The 22907-nt window shown below is 62.6% G+C and carries 23 protein-coding genes and 1 tRNA gene; 13 read left to right on the top strand and 11 right to left on the bottom strand.

The window, feature by feature from the left end; translation table 11 throughout:
• The first annotated feature begins 4 nt into the window (after positions 1–4).
• A complete protein-coding gene (gene panE / locus QUH67_RS00920; RefSeq protein ID WP_300944786.1) occupies positions 5–928 on the top strand; it encodes a 2-dehydropantoate 2-reductase in 924 nt (307 codons plus the stop codon).
• 142 nt (positions 929–1070) lie between these two features.
• Here the strand turns inward: panE and QUH67_RS00925 are convergent, their stop codons facing one another.
• Together QUH67_RS00925 and QUH67_RS00930 are read right to left on the bottom strand one after the other, a co-directional pair.
• Positions 1071–1655, bottom strand: coding sequence for a c-type cytochrome (locus QUH67_RS00925; RefSeq protein WP_300944787.1), 585 nt, complete (start codon positions 1653–1655; stop codon positions 1071–1073).
• Between the two features lie 86 nt (positions 1656–1741).
• On the bottom strand, positions 1742–3001 hold the full coding sequence (locus QUH67_RS00930; protein WP_300944788.1) for a PQQ-dependent sugar dehydrogenase: 1260 nt from the start codon (positions 2999–3001) through the stop codon (positions 1742–1744).
• A 377-nt stretch (positions 3002–3378) separates the two neighbouring features.
• Here QUH67_RS00930 and QUH67_RS00935 point away from each other — a divergent pair, with 377 nt between their 5' ends.
• A complete protein-coding gene (locus QUH67_RS00935; RefSeq protein WP_300944789.1) occupies positions 3379–6021 on the top strand; it encodes a DUF2235 domain-containing protein in 2643 nt (880 codons plus the stop codon).
• Positions 6022–6084: 63 nt separating this feature from the next.
• On the opposite strand, the gene QUH67_RS00940 is transcribed toward QUH67_RS00935, so the two are convergent.
• Positions 6085–6159, bottom strand: a tRNA-Gly gene (locus QUH67_RS00940).
• Positions 6160–6617: 458 nt separating this feature from the next.
• On the opposite strand from QUH67_RS00940, the gene trxA reads away from it, so the two are divergent.
• Positions 6618–7541 carry a thioredoxin gene (gene trxA / locus QUH67_RS00945; protein ID WP_300944790.1) on the top strand — a complete coding sequence of 308 codons (924 nt, stop codon included), beginning with the start codon at positions 6618–6620 and terminating at the stop codon, positions 7539–7541.
• Positions 7542–7578: 37 nt separating this feature from the next.
• Positions 7579–8253 carry an LON peptidase substrate-binding domain-containing protein gene (locus QUH67_RS00950; protein WP_300944791.1) on the top strand — a complete coding sequence of 225 codons (675 nt, stop codon included), beginning with the start codon at positions 7579–7581 and terminating at the stop codon, positions 8251–8253.
• Positions 8254–8337: 84 nt separating this feature from the next.
• Here the strand turns inward: QUH67_RS00950 and QUH67_RS00955 are convergent, their stop codons facing one another.
• The 3 genes from QUH67_RS00955 to QUH67_RS00965 form a co-directional block, all read right to left on the bottom strand.
• Positions 8338–10407: a methyl-accepting chemotaxis protein gene (locus QUH67_RS00955; protein ID WP_407080503.1), complete on the bottom strand. Its 2070-nt coding sequence runs from the start codon at positions 10405–10407 to the stop codon at positions 8338–8340.
• A 25-nt stretch (positions 10408–10432) separates the two neighbouring features.
• Positions 10433–11215 (bottom strand): carbonic anhydrase, encoded by a 783-nt coding sequence (locus QUH67_RS00960; RefSeq protein ID WP_300944793.1) that lies wholly within the window; start codon positions 11213–11215, stop codon positions 10433–10435.
• A 150-nt stretch (positions 11216–11365) separates the two neighbouring features.
• Positions 11366–11662, bottom strand: coding sequence for a hypothetical protein (locus tag QUH67_RS00965; protein WP_300944794.1), 297 nt, complete (start codon positions 11660–11662; stop codon positions 11366–11368).
• 266 nt (positions 11663–11928) lie between these two features.
• Between QUH67_RS00965 and QUH67_RS00970 the strand changes: the two genes are divergently transcribed.
• On the top strand, positions 11929–12936 hold the full coding sequence (locus QUH67_RS00970; protein ID WP_300944795.1) for a helix-turn-helix domain-containing protein: 1008 nt from the start codon (positions 11929–11931) through the stop codon (positions 12934–12936).
• A 22-nt stretch (positions 12937–12958) separates the two neighbouring features.
• Here QUH67_RS00970 and QUH67_RS00975 read toward each other — a convergent pair whose 3' ends face one another.
• On the bottom strand, positions 12959–13309 hold the full coding sequence (locus QUH67_RS00975; RefSeq protein ID WP_300944796.1) for a hypothetical protein: 351 nt from the start codon (positions 13307–13309) through the stop codon (positions 12959–12961).
• 89 nt (positions 13310–13398) lie between these two features.
• Between QUH67_RS00975 and QUH67_RS00980 the strand changes: the two genes are divergently transcribed.
• Together QUH67_RS00980 and QUH67_RS00985 are read left to right on the top strand one after the other, a co-directional pair.
• The gene (locus QUH67_RS00980) at positions 13399–13971 is read left to right on the top strand and encodes a TetR/AcrR family transcriptional regulator (protein WP_300944797.1); all 573 of its coding nucleotides are present in this window, start codon (positions 13399–13401) and stop codon (positions 13969–13971) included.
• 13 nt (positions 13972–13984) lie between these two features.
• A complete protein-coding gene (locus QUH67_RS00985) occupies positions 13985–14182 on the top strand; it encodes a Trm112 family protein (RefSeq protein ID WP_214488223.1) in 198 nt (65 codons plus the stop codon).
• A 76-nt stretch (positions 14183–14258) separates the two neighbouring features.
• Here the strand turns inward: QUH67_RS00985 and QUH67_RS00990 are convergent, their stop codons facing one another.
• Positions 14259–15476 (bottom strand): ubiquinone biosynthesis hydroxylase, encoded by a 1218-nt coding sequence (locus QUH67_RS00990; RefSeq protein WP_300944798.1) that lies wholly within the window; start codon positions 15474–15476, stop codon positions 14259–14261.
• Between the two features lie 226 nt (positions 15477–15702).
• On the opposite strand from QUH67_RS00990, the gene tesB reads away from it, so the two are divergent.
• On the top strand, positions 15703–16563 hold the full coding sequence (tesB, locus tag QUH67_RS00995) for an acyl-CoA thioesterase II (protein ID WP_300944799.1): 861 nt from the start codon (positions 15703–15705) through the stop codon (positions 16561–16563).
• A gap of 15 nt (positions 16564–16578) precedes the next feature.
• Here tesB and QUH67_RS01000 read toward each other — a convergent pair whose 3' ends face one another.
• On the bottom strand, positions 16579–17478 hold the full coding sequence (locus tag QUH67_RS01000; RefSeq protein ID WP_300944800.1) for a DUF4339 domain-containing protein: 900 nt from the start codon (positions 17476–17478) through the stop codon (positions 16579–16581).
• A gap of 50 nt (positions 17479–17528) precedes the next feature.
• Between QUH67_RS01000 and QUH67_RS01005 the strand changes: the two genes are divergently transcribed.
• The 5 genes from QUH67_RS01005 (at position 17529) to QUH67_RS01025 (ending at position 21600) form a co-directional block, all read left to right on the top strand.
• Positions 17529–17723 (top strand): hypothetical protein, encoded by a 195-nt coding sequence (locus QUH67_RS01005; protein WP_300944801.1) that lies wholly within the window; start codon positions 17529–17531, stop codon positions 17721–17723.
• 2 nt (positions 17724–17725) lie between these two features.
• Positions 17726–18064 (top strand): P-II family nitrogen regulator, encoded by a 339-nt coding sequence (locus tag QUH67_RS01010; RefSeq protein ID WP_300944802.1) that lies wholly within the window; start codon positions 17726–17728, stop codon positions 18062–18064.
• A gap of 94 nt (positions 18065–18158) precedes the next feature.
• Positions 18159–19466, top strand: a complete 1308-nt coding sequence (locus QUH67_RS01015; RefSeq protein WP_407080390.1) for an ammonium transporter — start codon at positions 18159–18161, stop codon at positions 19464–19466.
• 307 nt (positions 19467–19773) lie between these two features.
• Entirely contained in the window at positions 19774–20112 is a 339-nt protein-coding gene (locus QUH67_RS01020; protein ID WP_008142813.1) for a P-II family nitrogen regulator, read from the top strand.
• Between the two features lie 39 nt (positions 20113–20151).
• Positions 20152–21600: an ammonium transporter gene (locus QUH67_RS01025; protein ID WP_300944803.1), complete on the top strand. Its 1449-nt coding sequence runs from the start codon at positions 20152–20154 to the stop codon at positions 21598–21600.
• Positions 21601–22090: 490 nt separating this feature from the next.
• On the opposite strand, the gene QUH67_RS01030 is transcribed toward QUH67_RS01025, so the two are convergent.
• On the bottom strand, positions 22091–22501 hold the full coding sequence (locus QUH67_RS01030; protein WP_300944805.1) for a type II toxin-antitoxin system VapC family toxin: 411 nt from the start codon (positions 22499–22501) through the stop codon (positions 22091–22093).
• A gap of 3 nt (positions 22502–22504) precedes the next feature.
• Positions 22505–22735: an AbrB/MazE/SpoVT family DNA-binding domain-containing protein gene (locus QUH67_RS01035; RefSeq protein ID WP_300944806.1), complete on the bottom strand. Its 231-nt coding sequence runs from the start codon at positions 22733–22735 to the stop codon at positions 22505–22507.
• Positions 22736–22907: the final 172 nt, after the last annotated feature.

Genomic DNA, 22907 nt, shown 5'->3' on the forward strand with positions numbered 1-22907 from the left:
TCGCATGCGCATTCTCGTGGTCGGGGCCGGCGCCATCGGCGGCTATTTCGGCGGCAGGCTGCTTCAGGCCGGGAATGATGTGACCTTCCTGGTCCGGCCGAAGCGCGCGTCCGAACTCGCCAGCGCGGGCCTCGTCATCAAGAGCCCCAACGGCGACGTGACGCTCAACAGCCCGCCGGCCGTGCAGGCGGACAAGCTCACGGAAAAATTCGACGTCGTGCTGCTGAGCTGCAAGGCGTTCGACCTCGAAGACGCGATCACGTCGTTTGCGCCGGCGGTCGGGCCTGATACGGCGATCATTCCGCTGCTCAACGGCATGCTGCACCTCAACGTTCTGGACGCAGAATTCGGCGCCGGCCGCGTGCTCGGCGGCCTCTGCGCCATCGCCGCGACGCTCAACGAGGCCCGCGAGGTGGTCCAGCTGGCGCCGATGCAGTCGCTCAATTTCGGCGAACGCGACGGCGCGATGTCGGAGCGGGTGCGCGCGATCGCAAAAGTGTTCGACAGCGGCAAGATCGGCGCGGTGGCCAGCGACCATATCCTGCAGGACATGTGGGAGAAGTGGGTTTTCCTCGCGTCGCTCGCGGCGTCGACGTCGCTGATGCGAACCTCGGTCGGCAACATTCTGGCGGTCACCGGCGGCAAGGATTTTCTGCTCGGCATGCTCGATGAATGCAGCGCGATTGCAAAAGCGTCGGGCTTTGCGCCGACCGGCCCGTTCTTCCAGCGCACCAGCGGCATGCTGACCACCGAAGGCTCGCCGATGACCGCCTCGATGTTCCGCGACATCAAGGCCGGGCTGCCGGTCGAGGCCGACCATGTGATCGGCGACCTCGTCGCCCGTGCCGATGCCGCCAAGATCCCGGTGCCGAAGCTGCGCATCGCGTATACGCATCTCAAGGCGTATGAGAAACAGCGCTCTGCGTAGTCCCGCTCAATCTTCGTCGTCCCTGCGAACGCAGGGACCCAGACCGCGTTGTGCTATCGATAGAAGCGGGCCGTCTGAGGCCTTCCAAGACACATACTGCAGCGGCAGTATGGGTCCCTGCGTTCGCAGGGACGACCAACGTCTACAAATGCGCCAGATAATGCGCGAGCGCCTCGATCTCCTCCTCGCTGAGGGGAAAGGCGACATCCGCCATCGCCGCCATGGCGCCGCCAGCGCGCACGCCGGTTTTGTAATCCCGCAGCGCCTTCACGAGATATTCCTCGCGCTGTCCGGCAATGCGGGCGACGGCCTTGGTGCCGGCGTAGGTATCGGTGTGACATGCCGCGCAGCGCCGACCGGCCGCCGCCTGCGCGCCTTTGGCTGAAAGGTCCGGATCATCGTCCGGCTTCGGTTCCTTCGCCGGCGCCAGCGATGCGTAATAGGCGCCGAGGTTGCGGATATCCTCGTTGTTGAGCTGCTCGACGATCGGCTGCATCTGCTCATTCTTGCGGGTGCCGGCACGGAAAAACACAAGCTGCCACTGGATGAATAGATCGGGCTGGGCGGCGAGCGAGGGAATGTTCTCCATCTGCGAAATGCCGGCCTCGCCGTGGCAGCCGACGCACAGCTCGGCCTTCTTCTTGCCGGCAGCGATATCGGCGGCTCGGGCCGACGAACCGCAGGCCAATATCGCCGCCAGCACGATCCCGACCAGTGCATTTCGCATGTGAGCTCCTCCGCACGACTCCAAACAACAAAGGCTGCGGCTACCCGTTCCGGATAACCGCAGCCCCCTGATCCTTGACGTCCTACCTACTTCTTGTAGCTGATGCGATAGACGGCGCCGGCCCAGTCGTCCGCCACCAGGATCGAACCATCCTTGGCGAGGATGATGTCGTTCGGACGGCCGAGATAGCCGGTGTCGCCCTCAAGCCAGCCGGAGGCGAAGATTTCCGACTTGGCGTTCTTGCCGTCGGCATCGACGATCACGCGCTTGATCCGGGCGCCCTGGTACTTGTAGCGATTCCAGGAGCCGTGCTCGGCGATCAGGATGTTGTTCTTATACTCGGCGGGGAATTGATCGCCGGTATAGAACTTCATGCCGAGGGGTGCGACGTGCGCCCCGAGCTTGACGACGGGCGGGGTGAATTCCTCGCACTTGTGCCCCATCGCGAATTTCGGATCCGGGAAATCGCCCTGGTGGCAGTAGGGATAGCCGAAGTGCTCGCCAATCTTCGAGATCATGTTGAGCTTGTCGCTTGGCATGTCATCGCTGATCCAGTCGCGCGCGTTCTCGGTGAACCAGTACCGCCCGGAGCGCGGATCGACGTCGCCGCCGACGCTGTTGCGGACCCCGAGCGCCCAGATCTCGGCGTTGCCGGTCTTGGGATCGACGCGGCGGATCTGCGAGAGGCTGGTCGGCGGAAGGCCGATGTTGAAGGGCGGTCCGAACGGCAGATAGAACCAACCTTCCTTGTCGACGGCGATGTATTTCCAGCCATGCGCGACGTAGGACGGCATGTCGTCATACACCACCTTGCCCGCGCCGAGATTGTCGAGATTGGCTTCGGCGTTCTCGTATTTGATCAGCTTGTTGATCGCGACGACGTAGAGCGCGCCGTCCTGGAATGCGAGGCCGGTCGGCATGTTGAGGCCCTTGAGGACGGTCTTGACCTCGCGCTTTCCACCAACATCCTTAATCGCATAGACGTTCCCGAGGCTGAAGGAGCCGACGAACAGCGTGCCCTTGTCGCCCCAGGCCATCTGCCGCGCTTCCAGCACGTTGGAGGCGTAGACTTCGATGCTGAAGCCCTCCGGCAGCTTGATCTTCTTCATCATCGCCGCGAGTTCGGCCTCCGAGGCGCCGGTGGGCGGACCGGATGGCGGCGCCTGGCCCTTCTGCGCTTCGGTCTCGTCACCAAGGAACCAGTCCGGCGGCGGATTGGTCCAGAAATCCTTGGTGCCGGACTCGTATTTCTTCAGAGGCTTCTGCTGCGCGCCGGCCTGACCGGCTCCTGCGACAACAAGGATGGCTGCGAGCGCAAGAATGGATCGATTGAAAGCCGATTTCATCGCGTCACTCCCCTATGCAGCCCTGGCGGCTGCGCCTGATTTTATTTTGTGAACGTCCGAGAGACGAACTTGGTCTGGTGCAGAGACAGACCGTGAAATGGTAGCACATCCGATACGAGAGAGAAGCGCGCGCCGCGCGGCTTCGGCTGATCTCGGCAAATTGTGAGACGGATTGCCAAGCACCGGCATCGTGGCAGCGCGCCGCTGCACCGCAATATCGCGTGGGCGGCGTTCCACATCAGGCAGATTGCCCCTCAACGCCCGCGGCGGACAATCGTGCGACACATTTGTGGCCCAGTTCATAGTCGGCCGCATGAATCGCTGAGAGGGTGCGTGCAACCGGTATGACCGGAAGTCGCGCCCGAGCGAGCGCCCCAATGGCGAACAAGCGGATCATCCTGCTCTCCGACGGTACCGGCAATTCCGCCGGCAAGGTTTGGCGAACCAACGTCTGGCGCGTGTTTGAATCGCTGGACCTGACGAGTTCGCAGCAGATCGCGTTCTACGACGACGGCGTCGGCACATCCTCCTTCAAGCCCTTGGCGATCCTGGGCGGCGCCTTCGGCTTCGGCCTCAAGCGCAACGTGCTCGACATCTACAAATTCGTCTGCCGGAACTATCGCTCGCGTCACGACTACCAGGCGCTGGAAACGGCCGCTGCCAAAGCAGAAAATCGCAACGAGAAATGCGGACCTTGGCAGGACGACGACATCTTCGCGTTCGGCTTCAGCCGCGGCGCCTTCACCATCCGCGTGGTGAACGGGCTGATCTGCGAACAGGGGCTGGTGAGCTATCGGACGGAGGAGGAACTCGATCGCAAGGTCGCGGCGGCCTATCGGGCCCACCGGGCGAAGAACTTCAAATCCCAGTTCCAGGTCGAATGGATATTTCGCAAGCTGCGCAACATCTTTCTGCCGGCCGAGCACGACAGCAAGCAACGGCCGGTCGATCACATCACCTTCCTCGGCCTTTGGGATACCGTGGCGGCATACGGCCTGCCCGTCGACGAAATGACGCGCGGCGTGAGCCGCTATCTCTGGCCACTCGAGTTTCCGGACCGGCAACTCCATCCGCTGGTCCGCAAGGCTTGCCACGCCCTCTCGCTCGATGACGAGCGCACCACGTTCCACCCGCTGCTTTGGGACGAAAGCAATGAGAAGGATCCAAAGCGGATCACCCAGGTCTGGTTCGCCGGCGTGCATTCCAACGTGGGCGGAGGCTATCCCGACGACTCGCTCGCCCATGTGTCCTTGACCTGGATATTGTCGCAAGCACGCCGCTGCGGACTGACCTTGAAAGAGGCACCGGGCGCCGATCCCGACGCCTTCACGCGGGTGCGGTCGGCCCAGGACAAGGACGGCCGCATCTACGATTCGCGCAATGGACTAGGCGGCTACTACCGCTATGGACCCCGCAGCGTGGCCGCCTTGTCGGATACGAAATTTTCCGACGACAGGCGCGATTGCGTGAAGATTGCGATGCCGAAGATCCACGAGAGTGTACTGGAACGGATCTCCATCGACGCGCATCTCTATGCCCCGGTCGCACTGCCGCCGGCTTACGAGATCTTGACCTATGACGAGAGAATCATCAGCCCGGACAAGCTGACCGCCCCCTCCGGAAAAGCGAAGTATGAGAGCCTGGCCAACGCCCGCCAGCGTGAGCATGCCCAGGAGCATATCGTCGGGAGCTGGATCTGGCGCCGCCGCATCATCTATTTCCTGACCGTGATCGCGTCGTTCTACCTGCTGACCTATCCGCTGACGTCCACAGCGCCGGCGCAAGCCGAATTCGCCACGCCGTTGCGGCCGGTTTCCGATCTCATTCGCATCGTGGCGCTCGCCCTCCCCAACGGGGCGTCACGCTGGGTCAACGCCTACGCGCGGGAGCCGCTCTGGTTCGTATTGTGCGCTTCGCTTGTCGCGCTGCTGTTGTGGTTGAGCGCAAGCCTGCAGGGCAGCATCACGGACCACATGCGCCGCGCGTGGCGCGGGAGCCTCGCAAAGATCGACCTGCACCGGGCCGAATCGGATGAACGCGGCGGCCGTCTTCGCTTGCCGATTCCGGCATTCGTCATCTTGTTGTTCATCGCGCTGTGTCCGGTGTTGAGATGGCTCGGTTGCGACTGGCTGCAGCCACCCGAATCTCCGCAGACCTTGATCGATAACCTCAAAATTTTCATCGATCGCCTCACCCATCCGTATTTCCAGTTCTTCGCGGCCGTTATCTTGACGACGATGCAGCTTGGCGACGGCACCATCGCGCGGTTCAGGCTGAAGGACGGCTACCGGCAGTTCATCACCGACATCAAGCTCAAGTTTGCGCCTGCATTTTTTGCCGTCACGTTCCTGTTCGGCGGTTTTGCCCTTGCCGGTCACTTCGTCTTCAATTTCCGCGACAGTCTCGGTGATTTCTGCAATCCCGCGCAGCAAGCGACGAAGCTCAAGGTCTGCGAGCCCGACGACATGAAGCTGTGCAAGCGGATGCCCGACGGCAGCTTTCCCGGCACATGCGCCTCTGAGGCCTGCCGAGGCGCTCCGGTCGTGGAGTTCGACACGGCCAATCTTTGCACGCCGGTCGGAGTCATGCTGGAGACGCGCGGGCGCTATCAGTTGATGATGGAAAAGACTGACGAGTGGAAGTTTCTCGGCGCCGAGTCCAAACTGACCGGAATGCCGCTGCGCGAATTCCTGCCTGACTGGAAGAAGGACGGCTTGGGCGGCTCGGTATTGGCGCTGGGCCGGTTTGCCGTGCTGGCGGCGGCCTATCCGCTCAAGCGAACGCTCGATCGGCCATTTGGACGCGTCATCCTTCGCTACGGCGAGACCGGCAACGAGGAGAATTTCATCGATAGCGAGCTGACGAACGGCCATCTCGACGAACCATTCAGGGCGACCCGCGACGGACAATTGTTCGTCTACCTGAACCAGCCGGTCAGCGGCTTCTTCCCGAAGCTGTTTCGCAACGTGAATTCGGGAAAGGCCAGAATCTGGGTCTACCGGATTCCGCGAGGAGCGTGACAGCCCACGGCGTCCGTGGCCGCGCGCCGTCCTCGATGCGGCAGTTTCCAAACCGGGAAAATCTGGAGCGGGCGAAGGGGCTCGAACCCTCGACCCCGACCTTGGCAAGGTCGTGCTCTACCACTGAGCTACACCCGCATCCGAGATGGCGGCGAACACGCGCCGTCAACGGCAGACGTATGACAAATGCCGACCGCGAATGCAACAGTCCGGATGCGATCTGGCGTCGCAAGGATCATGCGATTTTATGAACAAATGGAAGCGAAACGGCCCGAAACCGCCTCCAAGCGGGGATTTGCGGCCGCTTTCAACATCTCGGAACCCATGGCGGGGCGCTCGCAGCCTGGGGCGGGTCGATTCGATCGCGCCTCAGACGCGCCAACCGGTGAACCGGCCATCGCTCTGCGTCGTTACTCCATCCGGAGGCTATGCCGATGGCAGGTCCCGGCGGACCCGGAAAGGGGTCAGCCGATTGAATTTTGTGGCGAAGCTGCCATCTACCGGAGAGGAACTTGCCGCCCGTCGTGCTAGAACGGGCCCGAATTCCGGAACATCTTGGTCCAGGACAGCTTCTCGAGACATCAGGCGAGGATACCGTGACGATAGTTGAGCAGGGCGGCGGCCCGGCGCCGCAGGCGACACCCGATCTGATCAAGGAGACGACCACCCAGTCCTTCGTGAAGGACGTCATCGAGGAATCGAAGCGCCAGCCGGTGCTGATCGACTTCTGGGCGCCGTGGTGCGGCCCCTGCCGGCAGCTCACGCCGGTTCTCGAAAAGGCGGTCCGTGCCGCCAAGGGCAAGGTCAAGCTGGTCAAGATGAATATCGACGAGCATCCGGCCATTCCGGGCCAGATGGGCATCCAGTCGATCCCGGCCGTCATCGCGTTCGTCGGGGGCCAGCCTGCCGACGGTTTCATGGGCGCGGTGCCGGAAAGCCAGGTCAACGCCTTCATCGAAAAGCTCACCAAGGGCGTGACCGCGCCGGGCGAGCCTAATATTGCCGAAATACTGCAGGAGGCCGAGGCCGTGCTGGCGGAGGGCGATCCTGCCGCAGCCGCCCAGATCTATGCCGAGGTGCTTGGCTTCGACGCCACCAGCATCCCTGCGATGGCGGGGCTGGCCAAATGCTATGTGACGACGGGCGCGATCGAACAGGCCAAGCAGACGCTGGCACTGGTGCCGGAATCCAAGCGCAACGATGCCGCCGTCAAGGCGGTGCAGGCCTCGATCGACCTCGCCGAGCAGGCCCAGGCGGTCGGTCCGGTCGCCGAGCTGGAACAGAAGCTTGCCGCCAATCCGCTCGACCATCAGGCGCGATTTGATCTGGCGACGGCGCTGAATGCGCAGGGTAACCGCGCCGAGGCGACCAACCAGTTGCTCGAAATCGTCAGGCGAGACCGCAAGTGGAACGATGACGGGGCGCGCAGGCAGCTGGTGCAGTTCTTCGAGGCGTGGGGCGGCGCCGACGAAGCCACCGTCGATGGACGAAAGCGGCTGTCTACGATTCTCTTCTCGTAAGGCGCATACTCACCCACACCACTGACCGGGACTGTCAATGCCGATCAATGCCGAATACCGCGGACCCGGCGAGCTTCCCGAAATCATTCCGGTATTTCCGTTGCCGGGCGCGCTGTTGCTGCCGCGCGGCCAGATGCCGCTCAATGTTTTCGAGCAGCGCTATCTGGCTATGGTCGACGACGCGCTGCGCGACGGGCACCGGCTGATCGGGATGATCCAGCCGGATCTTTCGCACAGCAAGGACGAAGCGAAACCGGAGCTGTTCCGGGTCGGCTGTGTCGGCCGCATCACCCAGCTCGCCGAATCCGGCGACGGCCGTTACATCCTGGAGCTCACCGGTGTCGCGCGCTTCAAGGTGGTCGAAGAAATTACAGCGCTGACCGCGTACCGCCAATGCAAGGTGGATTTCTTTCCCTATGCCGACGATTTCGTCGCGCGCAAGGGGGAGGAAGCCGTCGATCGCACCGCCCTGCTCGAGGTGCTGACCGATTTTCTCGAGGCCAACAATCTGAAGGTGGATTGGGAAGGCATCGAGAGCGCGCCGAACGAAGCGCTGGTCAACGCGCTGGCGATGATGTCGCCCTACGGCCCGGCGGAGAAGCAGGCGATGCTGGAAGCACCCGATTTAAAAACGCGCGCGGAAATTCTGGTCGCGGTGACCGAAATGGACCTCGCCAAGAAACGCACCACCGGCGACACCGGGCTGCAATAGCCAGCGTCGATCGATCAATCCTGCGGTCGCGGAGCCAAAGTCGTTTCGGACCCCGCGACTGCCTTTTGTGCTGACGGCGGGCGGCTAGGCCGCCCGCACCGTTGCAAGGAATTTTCCGACCTCGGTCTGGAGCCGGTTGCTGTCGCCGGACAGCATCTGCGCCGCCGACAGAACCTGCGAGGAAGCCGACCCGGTCTCGCTGGCGCCACGCTGCACGTCGGCGATATTGGAGGACACCTGCTGGGTGCCCTGCGCCGCCTGCTGCACGTTGCGAGAGATTTCCTGGGTCGCCGCGCCCTGCTCTTCCACCGCGGCCGCGATCGTCGAGGAGATCTCGGACAGCTTTTCAATCGTGCCGCTGATCTCCTTGATCGCGCCGACCGATTCCTGGGTCGCCGCCTGGATGCCGGAGATCTGCTGGCCGATCTCGCCGGTGGCCTTCGCGGTCTGTTCGGCGAGCGCCTTCACCTCGGAGGCAACCACAGCGAAGCCGCGTCCGGCCTCCCCGGCCCGGGCAGCCTCGATGGTCGCGTTCAACGCGAGCAGATTGGTTTGGCCGGCGATCGTGTTGATCAGTTCGACCACGTCGCCGATCCGCGACGCCGCCTTCGACAGTTCGGCAACACGATCGTTGGTGTTGCGCGCCTGATCGACGGCCTCGTTGGCCATCCGTGCGGATTCCTGCACCTGCCGGCTGATCTCGTTGACCGATGAGGAGAGCTCCTCGGTGGCCGACGCCACCGACTGCACATTGGTGGACGCTTCTTCCGACGCCGCCGCGACCATCGTGGTCAGTTCCTGCGACCGCTCGGCGGTACCGGTCAATGTCGTGGCGGACGCCTCCAGTTCGGTGGAAGCCGACGACACGGTCTGGATGATCTCGCCGACGGCTGATTCGAAGCTGTCTGCCAGTTTGATCATGTCGGCCTTGCGCTGCCGGGCCAAGATCTGATCCTGCTCGGCCTTGGCTTCCGCTTCCGCACGGGCCTTCTGCTCGGCCTTGACCTTGAAGATCTCGACCGCCTGCGCCATGTCGCCGACCTCGTCGCCGCGGCCGAGACCGGGCAGGACGACCTCGAAATTGCCGTCCGCCAGCTCCCGCATGCCGGCGCACAGGCCGATCACGGGCTTGGAAATCGCGCGTCCGATCAGCCAGGCCAGTGCGATGCCCAGGATCATGCTGCTGATCGCGATGATCAGGATCAGGCCTTCGGTCGAGTTGATCAGATCGATCGTCTCATGCTCGATCTTCGTCTCCTCGGCGATGCCCGACTCCTTGATGCTCTCTGCGGCGGCGGCGATCGCCTGCGCCTCCTTGGCCATCTCGCCGTTGGCAAGTATCTCGATCTCGTGGGCGTCGTGGGCCGCCTTGTGGTAGGCGTCGGTGTATTTTTCGACGTTGCCGTTGACGTCAACGAAAATTTTGCGCGCTTCTTCGCTGACGATCCCGGCGCCGAACGCCGTCATCGTTTTCTTCAGCGCTGCAAGCGCCTTTTCGGCGCCTTGAGCAGCGCTCTCCTCGTGGCGGCCGAGCAGTTTGTTGACGTTCAACCGCGCCTGCATCAGGAGCTTGACAGCTTCGCCGGCCAGGACCACGGAGTTCGAATTGCCGGCCTTGGCTGCCGCGGTTTGAAGTTCCTCTATCTCGACACGCGACTTCGTGCCAAGCGGATCGAGAACGTCTCGGGTCAGCTTGTTCTGTTCCTGCTTGAGCGCAATCAGCTTGTCGAAGTTCTTGGCGTACTTATCGAACTGTTCGCCAATTTCGGCCATCTTGCCCCGCCGCTCGGGGTTCTTGATGTCATCGAGCCCCTGCTTGATGTTCTTTTCAAGAAGGTCCCGCATCCTGCGGGCTTCGGGGAGCAGGCTCTCGTCCCCCGAAATCGAGAACTCGCGCACGAACCGGCGGAAGGCGACGAAATTGCGATCGACGTTGCGGGCGATGCTGACCACCTTGACCCGTTGGTTGAACGCCTCGAATCCGTCAGAGACTTTGCCAAAGCCCCGATACGACAGCACCGATAGCACTGCCAACAAGGCCAGCACGACCGCAAAACCGATCATGATCTTGGTATTGATGCGGCGATTGGTGAAGAAGCCGAACAGCCCGGACGACGCGCCGGCGGCAGATGATGAAGCACTATTCACGGTAATATTCCTCGGTTCTTAGAATGAAAGATCAGGAGGCATCGATGAGGAAGCGGCGGTTTCGATTCTGCAGCGGACGGGCGTTGCCCGGAAACAACGCTGCGAATTTCTTGATTTGCTCGACCGAGGCCTCGACCGGCTCCTTGTGCACCGTCCAGGTCAGGCCCTCCGAACAGGGAGGCGTCGTCAACGACCCCATGTAACGGAAGTAGCCGCCGCTTTTCGGCAGGATGGCCGCGAGGTCGATCGAGCCGGCCAGTTTCACTTCCGGGCCTTCCTTGGCTGGCATCTGTTCGAAGAAGGTCTTCAGCGCGGCGTTCGCCGCGCCGGGCCGGATGAACACGCCGGTCACCGCCAGCGCGCCGGCGCTGGACTTGTGGACGAAATGGCATTCGAGATCGAAGCCCTTCCCATCCAGCAGATGTTCGCTCGGATGATGCAGATGAAACTGCAGCAGCTCGTAGCGCATACCGGCAATGACGCAGGCGCTGCCGGGATCGGCGTTGAACTGGATGGTGTGGCCGTTGTTGACCAGCCGGAGCGGCAACGCCTTGTAGTCATAACCGACCGAGCCGACATCGCCCTTGATGCCGTTGCTCAGATCGATCGGCGTCTGCTCGAGCCCGAGCTGGCACATCCTGAAGTCGGACTGCAGCTCTCCCCATTTCGCCGGGTTGCCGTCACCTTCATAGCTCCAGTGCGGCGTTGCCGCGCCGCCATGCGCCGGCTTCTCGGCGGCGACAGCTACTCCGGCCTTGAAGCAGCAGGCGCACGCCACTGCACCGCGAAGCAACATTCGGCGATCGATCGACATTTCAGGTCTCCAGGTTCTTGGTGTCTTGAGATTGGTGTTCATTTGCCGCGGCGGCGGCAGTGCGCGTGGAGCGAGTCGCGACGAATTCGCTGTTCTGATCTGACTCGGCCGTTAATTTCGTCGTCCGTACAAACACTGGGATGACCGGATTCATATGTTCGACGCCATTTGCCGTGCGACCTGAAGCTGCTGCTCGATGATGCCGATCTGGGATTCGAGATTCTGCTTTCGCGTCGCATCAGGTATTTCCCTCATGAGGAGACGCGCCTGCTGGGCGGCAAGGTCGAGCAACAGGATGGAGCGCTGAACTTTCAGCTTCACGATCGCGAGTTCGCCGGAATCGGGAAAATCAGCGGCGTCGGTTACGGCGTCCGCGGTCTCGACCAGGTGCGATCGCGCTGTGTCGGGACGATAACGCGCCTTCCGAATACTGATTACTTCTGACATTGGTTGGCCGTCGATCTCACGCTGCGCTTCAATGGGAAGCGTTCGACGTCAGACTAGATTAATCATGTTAGCGCGGCCTTAGACCAACAGGCGTCAAGACGCTCGTATCCCGCCACTTGCGACCGCCAATCGATCGGAAATCGGCAAACGCCGGCGTGCTGCGCCAAAACGCCCCCGTAAAACTACGGCGTTAAAGTCGCAGGGGTTGGAATTCGACGGATGAAGTGTATGCATCATACAATACATTAGATTCTTTCGGCGCCCGCATGATCGCGATTCAGAAACGAAACAATCCGCTGAGCAACTACCCAGTCATGTATTCCAGCGATCCGGACCTGGTCCGCGATCGGCTATTCGGTTTTTACAAGGCGACCCATTTCGACATCGCACGTCAAAAGAGCGAGTTTGCCGTGCGCGCAAACCATTTGCAGATCGGCGGCCTTGGACTTTCCTATTGCGACTATGCCAACGACGTCACGGTGGGATTCGGCGAGGACACATTCGTCCGGCAAATATTCAATCTTCAGGGCGAAGGCCAATATACAGCCGGCGGAAGATCGGCAGAAATCAGGGGCGGCAAATGGACAGCCGTGTTGCCGGCGTCAACGCCCCTGAGGCTCGACTTCAAGGCCCACTACTGTCAGTTCGTGCTCCGTATCGAAATGAGTGCGCTGCTGAGCAACCTCGGCATCCTGATCGGGCAGCCGGTGAGCCGCGAGCTGGTATTCGACCAGACCGGGGCCCGAGATCCGGCCATGGCAGCGCTGCGGCGACGGGTTTTCGACTTTGCAAACGACTTCAATGCGCGCGGGGCCTTCTTCACCGATCGAGCCGCCGCCGAGGTTGAGCGAATGGTGATCATGAAGTTTCTGATGTGCCACCAGCACAGCTACACCGATTTGCTGCTGCGGGAGCCGCTTCCGGCCGGATCTTCGGCGGTCAGGAAGGTAGAGGAGTTCATCGCCGCGAACTGGGACAAGCCGCTCGACATCGAGAAGATGGCTGCTTTGGCGCAAGTCAGCGCCAGAAGTCTGTTCCGGCAATTCAAGAAGGATCGGGGTTGTACGCCAGCGGAATTCGCCAAGGGCATCCGGCTCGATCACGCGCGGGACATGCTCCAGCGTTGCGACGCAGAAATTTCGGTGACGCAGATTGCGCTCAAATGCGGCTTTCAGAATCCCGGTCATTTCGCACGAGATTATCGGCTCGCATTCGGCGAATTGCCGTCTGAAACACTCAAGCGTGGTCGCCTGCCTCCCCACCTCCCGCAGTGATCTTTCTCACGGCTGGTCCGCCCTAGTACCCCGCCACCGCAAGCAGGACGACGGCGCCGAGCGCCTTCCAGCCAAATCCGCGGCCGCGCGACCACCAGCAATTGGCGGCGGCGGCAAAGGCGTAGACCGCGACGATCGTGGCGACGATCCAATGCCGCGCGCTTTCCGAACCGAGCGAGGGCGCGGCGATCAGCAGCACGCCGCCGCCGATCCAGGCCACCGTGCCGGCCTGCCATACGAGTCGGATCAGGGTGCGCAGGCTCTCCGGCTGGATGGTCGCCCTGGCAAAAACCCTGGTTTCCCCCAGCACGCCGTGGATCAGCGCCACCGCTATGCCGGCGACGCCGGCGCATTGCAGGATGAGATCGCGCATCGAAACGCCTCCATACAGTACTGTATGGTTATGCAGCGCCTTCTGGCGCCAGTCAATACAGTCGTGTATGGTCGCCGCATGGAACTGACATGAGCGATCAACTCTCGGCAACGGACTGGGTCGACGCGGGCCTCAGGGCGCTGGCGAGCCGCGGCTTCACCGCGCTGAAGGCCGAACCTTTGGCCAAGACGCTGCGCGTGTCGCGCGGCAGCTTCTACTGGCACTTTGCCGACATCGTCGCCTTCCACGCCGCGATCCTTGCGCGCTGGCACGAGGTCGCAGCCGAGCAGATCATCGCCAATGTCGAGGCAGCTTCGAAGGATGAAGACCCGCTCGCACTGTTGCTGCGCCGGGTGTTCGGCGAGCGGCTGACGCTGGAGCGGGCGGTCCGCACCTGGGCCAGCGTCGATCCGGCCGCGCGTACCGCCGTGCAGGCGATCGACCGGCGGCGGCTGAGTTACGTCGAAAGCCTTCTGACGCAATCCGGATTGCCGAAGGACGTGGCCCGAGCACGCGCCCAAATTTTCTATTGGGCGTTTCTCGGCTTCGCGCTATCGGATCAGCCATTGCCGAAAGCGCGGCAACAGGCCGTGCTCGACGAACTGCTGCGGATCGCACGTCATGACAGGCCGCAATCCAATATGCTAAGGACCAGCGCCTAGCCGGAGACTCCCCATGAATGCCACGCCCGAACGCCTCGACGGCACCGTCGATCCGAAGTTGCTGGAGATCCTGGTCTGTCCGGTGACCAAGGGCCCGCTCGAATTCGATTCGACCCGGCAGGAACTAATCTCGCGCTCGGCCAAGCTCGCCTACCCGATCCGCGACGGCATCCCGATCATGCTGCCGGAAGAGGCACGGAAGATCGATTGACGGAAATGGCGAATGGCGAATAGGGAGTGGCGAATAGACGGTCCACTATTCGCCACTCCCTATTCGCCATTCGCCCTCACAGCGCCTCGCCCTTCAGCAACCGCGGCACTTCGCCTGACAATCCCGCCGCCTGTCGGATGAACAGGTTTTTCAGCGGCGGCGCGCGATCGACGAGGCCGAGGCCGATGTCGCGCACGGTGCGCAGCAGCGTCGATTCGTTCGAGAACAGGAAGTTCAGCGAATTGGTGGCGAGCCCCATCGCCATGGTGTCGAAGCGCCGCCAGCGCTGGTAGCGCTCGAGCACGTCGGCCTGCCCGGGATCGATGCCGAGCCGCGCCGCATCGACCACGACTTCGGCCAGCGCCGCGACGTCCTTCAGGCCCATGTTGAGGCCCTGCCCCGCGATCGGATGAATCACATGCGCGGCGTCGCCGACCAGCGCCAGCCGCTCGGCGATGAACGAGCGCGCGACGAAATAGCCGAGCGGGAACGCGCGCGGCTTGTCCAGCGCCTTGACCTCGCCGAGGTGCAGTCCGAAGCGCCTCTCCAGTTCGTCGTGGAATTCGGCGTCGCCGAGCGCGGTGATGCGCGCGGCCTCGGCGCGATTCTCGGTCCACACCAGCGACGAACGCTTGCCGGTGAGCGGCAGGATCGCAAACGGACCGGCCGGGAGAAAATGCTCCTCGGCGCGGCCGTGATGATCCCGCTCATGTCCGACGGTGACGACGATGCCGGATTGATCATAGTCCCAGCCATGGGTGGCGATGCCGGCGCGCTCGCGCAGCTTCGAGCGCGCGCCGTCGGCGGCCACCAGCAGGCTCGCCTCGATGACATTGCCGTCGGCCAGCGTCACGGTGACGCCGTCGGGACGGGAGTCGTAGGTCGAAACCGCCGTGGCGCGGAGGTCGATGCCCTCGGCCTCGGCGCGCGCCACCAGCGCATCGATCAGCCGGCGGTTTTCCACCATGTGCGCGAAAGGCTCGCCGGGCTCGACTTCGCCCGCAAAGGTCAAAAATACCGGGCGGGTAGCGTCGTCCAACTTGGAGTCGGTCACGACCATGTCGAGAATCGGCTGGGAATCCGAAACCTGGTCCCAGACCCCGAGCGCTTCGAACAGCCGGCGGCAGGCGGCGACGATGGCGGTCGCCCGCGGATCGCGGCTCGGCCGCATCGCCAGGGCCGGATCGGCCACAATGACCGGAATATCCCCGCCAAGGCCCTGACGGAGCGCCAGCGCCAGCGCCAGCCCCGCAAAGGCGCCACCGCAGATGACAATGCTTCGCTGTGCCGCCATGGATTCCTTACCCGGCTACTACGTGAGACTACCCTTGCTACCCGATAATAGCTGGGCGAAACAGGGCCGGGAAACAAGGTAGTTGAGCTGGTTGACGGTCATTCCGCGGCGTGCCCAGCACGAACCCGGGATCCATCGGGCCGCAAGCTCCGCGGTTTAACTGAATTGCCGGGTTCTCGCTTCAAAAGCCCCGGAATGACGCCGAGACGGCGAAAGAGAGAGCTCCATGTCCAAAGGCCTCATCGACCTGATTTCCATCCTCGATCTCGAACAACTCGAGGTGAACCTGTTTCGCGGCAACAGCCCGAAGACGAGCTGGCAGCGCGTATTCGGCGGCCAGGTGATCGGGCAGGCGATGGTTGCGGCCTGCCGCACCGTCGAGGGCCGCCTGCCGCACTCGATCCATTGCTATTTCATCCTGCCCGGCGATCCGCAGATCCCGATCATCTACCAGGTCGAACGGCTGCGCGACGGCAAGAGCTACTCGACCCGCCGCGTCACCGCGATCCAGCATGGCAACGCCATCTTTTCAATCATGGTGTCGTTTCATGCCGAGGAAGAAGGCGCATTCAACCATCAGGACAAGATGCCGGATGTGCCGCCGCCGGAAAAACTGACCGCCGAGGAAGTATCGAAGCAGCCGCTGTTCAAGGAGATGCCGGAATTCATCCGCCGATATTATGAATCCGACCGGCCGATCGAATTGCGCCCGGTCGAGCTCGGGCGCTACTTCGGCCAGAAGATCGACGACGGGCGCATCCATGTCTGGATTCGTACCGCCGCAAAACTGCCCGACGATCCGGCGCTGCATCTGTGCGCGCTGGCCTATGCGTCGGATTTCTCGCTACTCGATGCGATCATGGCGCGCTACGGCCGCACCCTGTTCGACAATCGCATGATGCCGGCGAGCCTCGACCACGCGATGTGGTTTCACCGGCCGTTCCGCGCCGACGAATGGCTGCTCTACGCGCAGGATTCGCCGAGCGCGCAGGATGGCCGCGGGTTGACCCGCGGCCTGATCTTCAAGCCCGACGGCACGCTGGTGGCGTCGGTCGCGCAGGAAGGCTCGGTGCGCCAGCGCAGGTGAGCGCTGAGGATCCGGTCAAACCGAGCGATCGGCCAGCGCGAACTGCGACAGGTACCAGTTCGCGTACCAACGCAGCACCCACGGGATCGGAATGATGAAGATGCAGGCGATTCCGAATACGATGGATCGCCACAGCACCTCCAGCCCCGAGCCCAGGAAGATGACTTCGCGGTGCGTACCCTCGATGTTGCGGCAGATCCAGCGCATCCAGGCCGTAATCACCCAGGCCCAGCCGATGATCGTGATGAACGAGACATACAGCAATACTTGCCAGCCGATGTAACCCAGCGCGCTGCCGTTAAAGGCAATCGGAAGCTGCTGACCGTTGGAGCTGAGGTTCGAGGCGATCCACCGGATGATCATCCAGGACAGCACGGCCTGAACCGGAATCGAGAGATATTGCAGGTAATAGAGGTCGGCCGAACCCAGATAGGTCAGGACGCCGATGGCAATGAACACGTACCAGATGTCGAGGGGCTGGCCGGTGAAGCCCATGTTCGGCCGGCCCGGAACGTAAAGCCGGGAAACGATCCAGCGGTAGAAGGCGGTCGAGGTCCACGGCGCCGGGATCACCAGCAGCATGCCGATGACCATCAGGAGGGTTCGCCCGAGCAAGGGCCATAGCGGAAGATCCGCCGACAGCGCGCCGCCGGAATACCCGCCGGCATGACCACCCGCAAAATCGCCGCCGCCCATCGCGGGCGGAGCGCCGGGATGCGACATCGGAGGCGGCGCCGATCCGCCGGGAGCCAGGCCGGGAATTTCGCCAGCCCGCTGCCAGCCCGACATCCCCTCGGTCCAGACCAACGTGTCCGCGCTGATCGTGCCCCGCGTAATGAGGTCGCGAAGCTGCGCCTCCGGATAGGGGCCCTGCTGCTGACCGTTGGATGCATAAAACCACGATCGGTTTGACATTCTTATACCTTGGAGCCGTGGGGAAGGGGGAGCCAACCGGACGGCTGGCGATGAAACCTTATTTTGGCGGACGAGCGTGCCGCCTGTACAGTGATCAAAAACAACAGCCGGTAATGTTTTCCTCTTCTTCCTGCAACTTTTTTATGCCATTTGCCCAGAAAGATGCCAGATTTGCTCTGGCAACGAATGGCCGGGCGGCCGGGCTGCCCGATATTCAAAAAGTATCCAGGGAAATAAAGGCCTGACCATGAAACTCGTCGTCGCGATCATCAAACCCTTCAAGCTTGACGAGGTGCGCCAGGCACTGACGGCCATCGGCGTCCACGGCATGACCGTGACCGAGGTGAAGGGCTACGGCCGCCAGAAGGGCCATACCGAAATCTATCGCGGCGCCGAATACGTCGTGAATTTCCTGCCCAAGCTCCGGATCGAGATCGCGGTCGCCTCCGACGTCGCAGAAAAGGCGGTCGAGGTCATCACGGCGAATGCGCGTACCGGCCAGATCGGCGACGGCAAGATCTTCGTCACGCCGATCGACCACGCCCGGCGCATCCGGACCGGCGAGACCGACAGCGACGCGCTCTGAGCCATCGCAAAAAATCCAGGTTGCGGACGGCGGCTGCGCCGATCGCCAGAAGCCAAGAAACGACAACGACACAATACCACGCCGGGGGAATTCCATGGGGGCACTATCGTATCGTGCAGCGGGGAACGCTGCGCCCATCGCGCTTGCGGCAAGCATGCTGGCGACCCCGGCGCTGGCCGCCGAGGCATCCACCATCAATGCCGCCGACACCGCGTGGATGATCGTCGCCACCGCGCTGGTCCTGATGATGACGATACCGGGCCTGGCGCTGTTCTATTCCGGCATGGTGCGCAAGAAGAACGTGCTGGCGACGATGGCGCAGAGCCTCGCCGCGGTGGCGATGATCTCGATCCTCTGGGTGGCGTTCGGCTATTCGCTGGCCTTCGTCGGCGACGGTCCCTGGATCGGCACGCTCGATCGCTGGTTTCTGATCGGAATGACGATGGAGAGTGTCAATCCGGCGGCGAAGACGATCCCCGAAGCGCTCTTCATGCTGTACCAGATGACGTTCGCGATCATCACGGTGGCGCTGGTAGCGGGCGCAGTGGCGGACCGGATGCGGTTTTCGGCCTATCTGCTTTTTTCCGTCGGCTGGTTCGCCTTCGTCTACGTGCCGCTCGCCCATTGGGTGTGGGGTGGCGGTTTTCTTGCGACCATGGGCGTGCTGGATTTTGCCGGCGGCCTCGTCGTGCATCTTTCCGCCGGCGTCGGCGGTCTGGTCGCGGCGATGGTGATGGGCCGGCGTCATGGCTACGGCAGCGAGAACCTCGCACCATTCGATCTCTCGCTTGCCGTGATCGGCACCGGCTTGCTGTGGGTCGGCTGGTTCGGCTTCAACGGCGGATCGGCGCTGGGCGCTAACTCGCGCGCCGTCATGGCGATCACGGCGACGCATCTCGCCGCCTGCGCCGGCGCGCTGGCCTGGGCCGCGATCGAATGGGCGACGCGGCGCAAGCCCTCGGTGCTCGGCATGATTTCGGGCGCCGTGGCGGGGCTCGGCACCATCACGCCGGCCTCCGGTTTCGTGGCGCCGTGGCATGGCGTCGTCATCGGCCTCATCGCGGGCACGCTCTGCTTCTGGGCCTGCACCTGGCTCAAGCAGCGCTTTAGATATGACGACTCGCTCGACGTGTTCGGCGTCCACGGCATCGGCGGATTGACCGGCACGTTGCTCGCCGGCGTGTTTGCGGTGAACGCGATCGGTGGCACCTCGGGCCTGCTTGAGGGTAATCCGCAACAGGTCCTGATCCAGGTTTACGGCATCGCGGTCACGCTGGGGTGGTCTGCCGGCATTACCTTTGTGCTGCTGAAGCTGGTGGGCGCGTTCGCGCCGCTGCGGGTTTCCGTCCAGCAGGAGATGGAAGGCCTCGACATCTCGCAGCACGGCGAAGCGCTGCAGTAGCGTGCCCCACCCCATTACCGTATTCTTGCCCGCACGCTGGGCAGGATTGTGACGCCCGCTAGACCATGCTCATAATTTGAGCAAGTATGGCTAGTCTTTGGGCGCGACGGAATGGCGCAGGAACGTGCAATTTCCACAACGGGCGAAAAGGGCCGAGTTCATAAACTGTTAGGCAACGATGCCGATCTGGCACGGCATTTGATTCTAAGGGTCCTGGCTGTGCCCGCGTAGTGAACATCTCCGCGTGGTGAACCTCAGTCGAGAACGCCCGGTCGGTCTGAACCGGGCCCAAGCGGGGATAGGACCCATGAAAATTGTTATGGCGATCATCAAGCCATTCAAGCTCGAAGAAGTCCGGGACGCCCTGACCGCCATTGGCGTTCACGGTCTCACGGTGACGGAAGTCAAGGGATATGGCCGCCAGAAAGGCCACACGGAAATCTATCGTGGCGCCGAATATGCCGTGAGCTTCCTGCCCAAGATCAAGATCGAGGTCGCCGTGGCCTCCGACCAGGTCGACAAGACCATCGACGCCATCACTTCCGCTGCCAAGACCGGCCAGATCGGCGACGGCAAGATCTTCGTCATCAACCTCGACCATGCGGTACGCATCCGCACGGGTGAGGCGGATGCCGCGGCCCTCTGATTTCGCGCTCAAACCTTATCCACTCAGGAGTAAAACCAAATGACGTTTAAACGTCCCTATGGCGCGGGACTGGCCGCCCTCGCAGTCGGCATGTTCGCCGCAACCGCGGCCTACGCCGAACCGACCGTCAACAAGGGCGACAATGCCTGGATGCTGACATCGACAGTGTTGGTGCTGTTGATGACCATTCCCGGCCTGGCGCTGTTCTACGGCGGTCTTGTCCGTTCCAAGAACATGCTCTCGGTGCTGATGCAGGTGTTCTACACCGTCTGCATCGTCACCCTGCTCTGGGCGCTCTACGGCTACAGCCTCTCCTTCACCGGCGGGTCCGACTTCATCGGCGGCTTCTCCAAGGCCTTCCTGATGGGCGTGACCACGGAGACAAAGGCGGCGACCTTCAGCGTCGACGCCAACATCTCCGAGCTGATCTACGTCTGCTTCCAGATGACGTTCGCGTGCATCACCCCTGCCCTCATCGTCGGCGCCTTTGCCGAGCGCATGAAGTTCGCTGCGATCGCGCTGTTCGTTCCGCTCTGGGTCACGCTGATCTACTTCCCGATCGCGCACATGGTCTGGTACTGGCAGGGTCCGGACCTGATCCAGGACGCCGCCAAGGCGCTCGCCGCCGCGGCTGACGGTGCGGCCAAGACCGCCGCCCAGGCCAAGCTCGACGAACTCAACGCCGATGCCGGCTTCATCTTCAAGAAGAGCGCGATCGACTTCGCGGGCGGCACCGTGGTGCACATCAATGCCGGTATCGCCGGCCTTGTCGGTGCGCTGCTGATCGGCAAGCGCGTCGGCTACGGCAAGGAGCTGATGGCCCCGCACTCGCTGACCATGACCATGATCGGCGCTTCGCTGCTCTGGGTCGGCTGGTTCGGCTTCAACGCCGGATCGAACCTCGAAGCCTCCGGCGGTGCCGCGCTCGCCATGACCAACTCCTTCGTTGCGACCGCAGCGGCGGCGATGTCCTGGATGTTCGCGGAATGGATCGTCAAGGGCCATCCCTCGGTGCTCGGCGCTCTGTCGGGCGCAGTGGCGGGCCTCGTGGCTGTCACGCCAGCGGCCGGTTACGCCGGTCCGATGGGTGCGATCGTGCTCGGCCTCGTGGTCGGCGTCGCCTGCCTGTTCTTCTGTACCGTGGTGAAGAACTCGCTCGGCTATGACGACTCGCTCGACGTGTTCGGCGTCCATTGTGTCGGCGGCATCATCGGCGCGATCGGCACCGGCATCCTGGTGAACCCGGCCCTCGGTGGCGCTGGGATCATCGATTACACCGCCGTTCCGCCGAAGGTCGCGGACTACGACTTCGCGGCGCAGATGATCGCCCAGCTCTGGGGCGTCTGCACCACGCTGGTGTGGTCGGGCATCGGTTCGGCGATCCTCTTCAAGGTCGTGGACGTCATCGTCGGCCTGCGTGTCAACGTCGAAACCGAGCGTGAAGGCCTCGACGTCACCGAGCACACCGAGCGCGCCTACAACATGTGAGTTCTCCCGGGGGGTGATCTCCCAAGGTCATCCCCACAACTCCGGTCCGGGCACATACCCGGCAATGCCCTGGCCGTTGAGGGGCTCCAGCGCAAGTTGGAGCCCCTTTCTTTTTGGCGACAAACCCGGCGCTATAGCTTGAAGCCCCCGCGGTAGTAGATACTCGCCAGAATCCAGAATAGCCCGAGCCCGCCAAGAGCGCCCACGATTCCCCGAACCGTCGGAGGCAGTTCCGCACCGTATCGCATGCCGGCCAAGGTGCCCGTGATAAGGAACAGAAGCATAATCAGGCCGGGAATGCGGTTCTTCATTGGCTCGTCTTGGACTTTGGTGCAGCCTTTGCGAGCGCTCCCAACTTCGCTTCCAACGACTCCTTACTTTTGTCCGCACCGACGCAGCGGGCGACGGAAACAGGGTCGTTTCCTAACCGTTGGCCGCCTGAGGTTGTGTTTTGGCTTTCGAGCGGCATCGCAGCAGCGGTGGATGGGCATCATGCGCTTGGCTCCGGCGCGATGAGCATCACGGCCGGGAAGTAGGTTCGATAGCGCCGCGTATCACGCGTCAAAAGCGGAAGTTTTTCGACCGCTGCATGCGCGCCAATGAAAAAATCCGGCAGCACGCTGCTGCGGACACCGCCCGCGTTGCGGTATTGAACGGAAGCCTTGCCTGCAAGGAACAGCGCCATCCTTGGTATCGGTGCGACGGTGATGCCGGCATCCAACAAAGCTTGTTCGAAATCCTCGATCTTCGGAAAGCGGATCGACGTTTCTGCAAAGATGACGTCATTGATCAGGAGTGGACCTTCGAGAGCAGCGTCTTCCAGCTGCGCAAGCGACCACTCCCACCAGCCCGGGGTCTGCGTGAAAATATCCAGCAGGACGTTCGAATCCACCAGCGTCACGAGCTAATCCCCGCGGGTGATGGCCATGATTTCGTCGGTGGACGGACCGGGGCCGGCGATACCGACAAGCTTGGCAAAACGGCTTGGCGGCCTTGTCCCATCGGCTTTTTCAATCACGATGCTCCCGTCGGCGGCGCGCCGGAACTCGACCTGGCTTCCGGGGCTGATCCCGAGATGCTCGCGAACGGGCTTCGGAATGGTCACTTGGCCTTTGCTCGTAACGGTGGTTGCCATGGCAAACTCCGAAGGTGCCGGTAATACCCGTCGATGATATGGTAATACCAAGCAAATTGTCCAGTCGGCACCGATGGTTAATCGCGTCTTAACCTCGCCGTATCTATGGTGTTTTGACGTGTTTGCGGCTTGGGGCAGGTTCCTGGGCCGCAAGAGAAAGTGCTGGCGTATC

The sequence above is a fragment of the Bradyrhizobium roseum genome (assembly GCF_030413175.1).
Lineage (GTDB): Bacteria > Pseudomonadota > Alphaproteobacteria > Rhizobiales > Xanthobacteraceae > Bradyrhizobium > Bradyrhizobium roseum.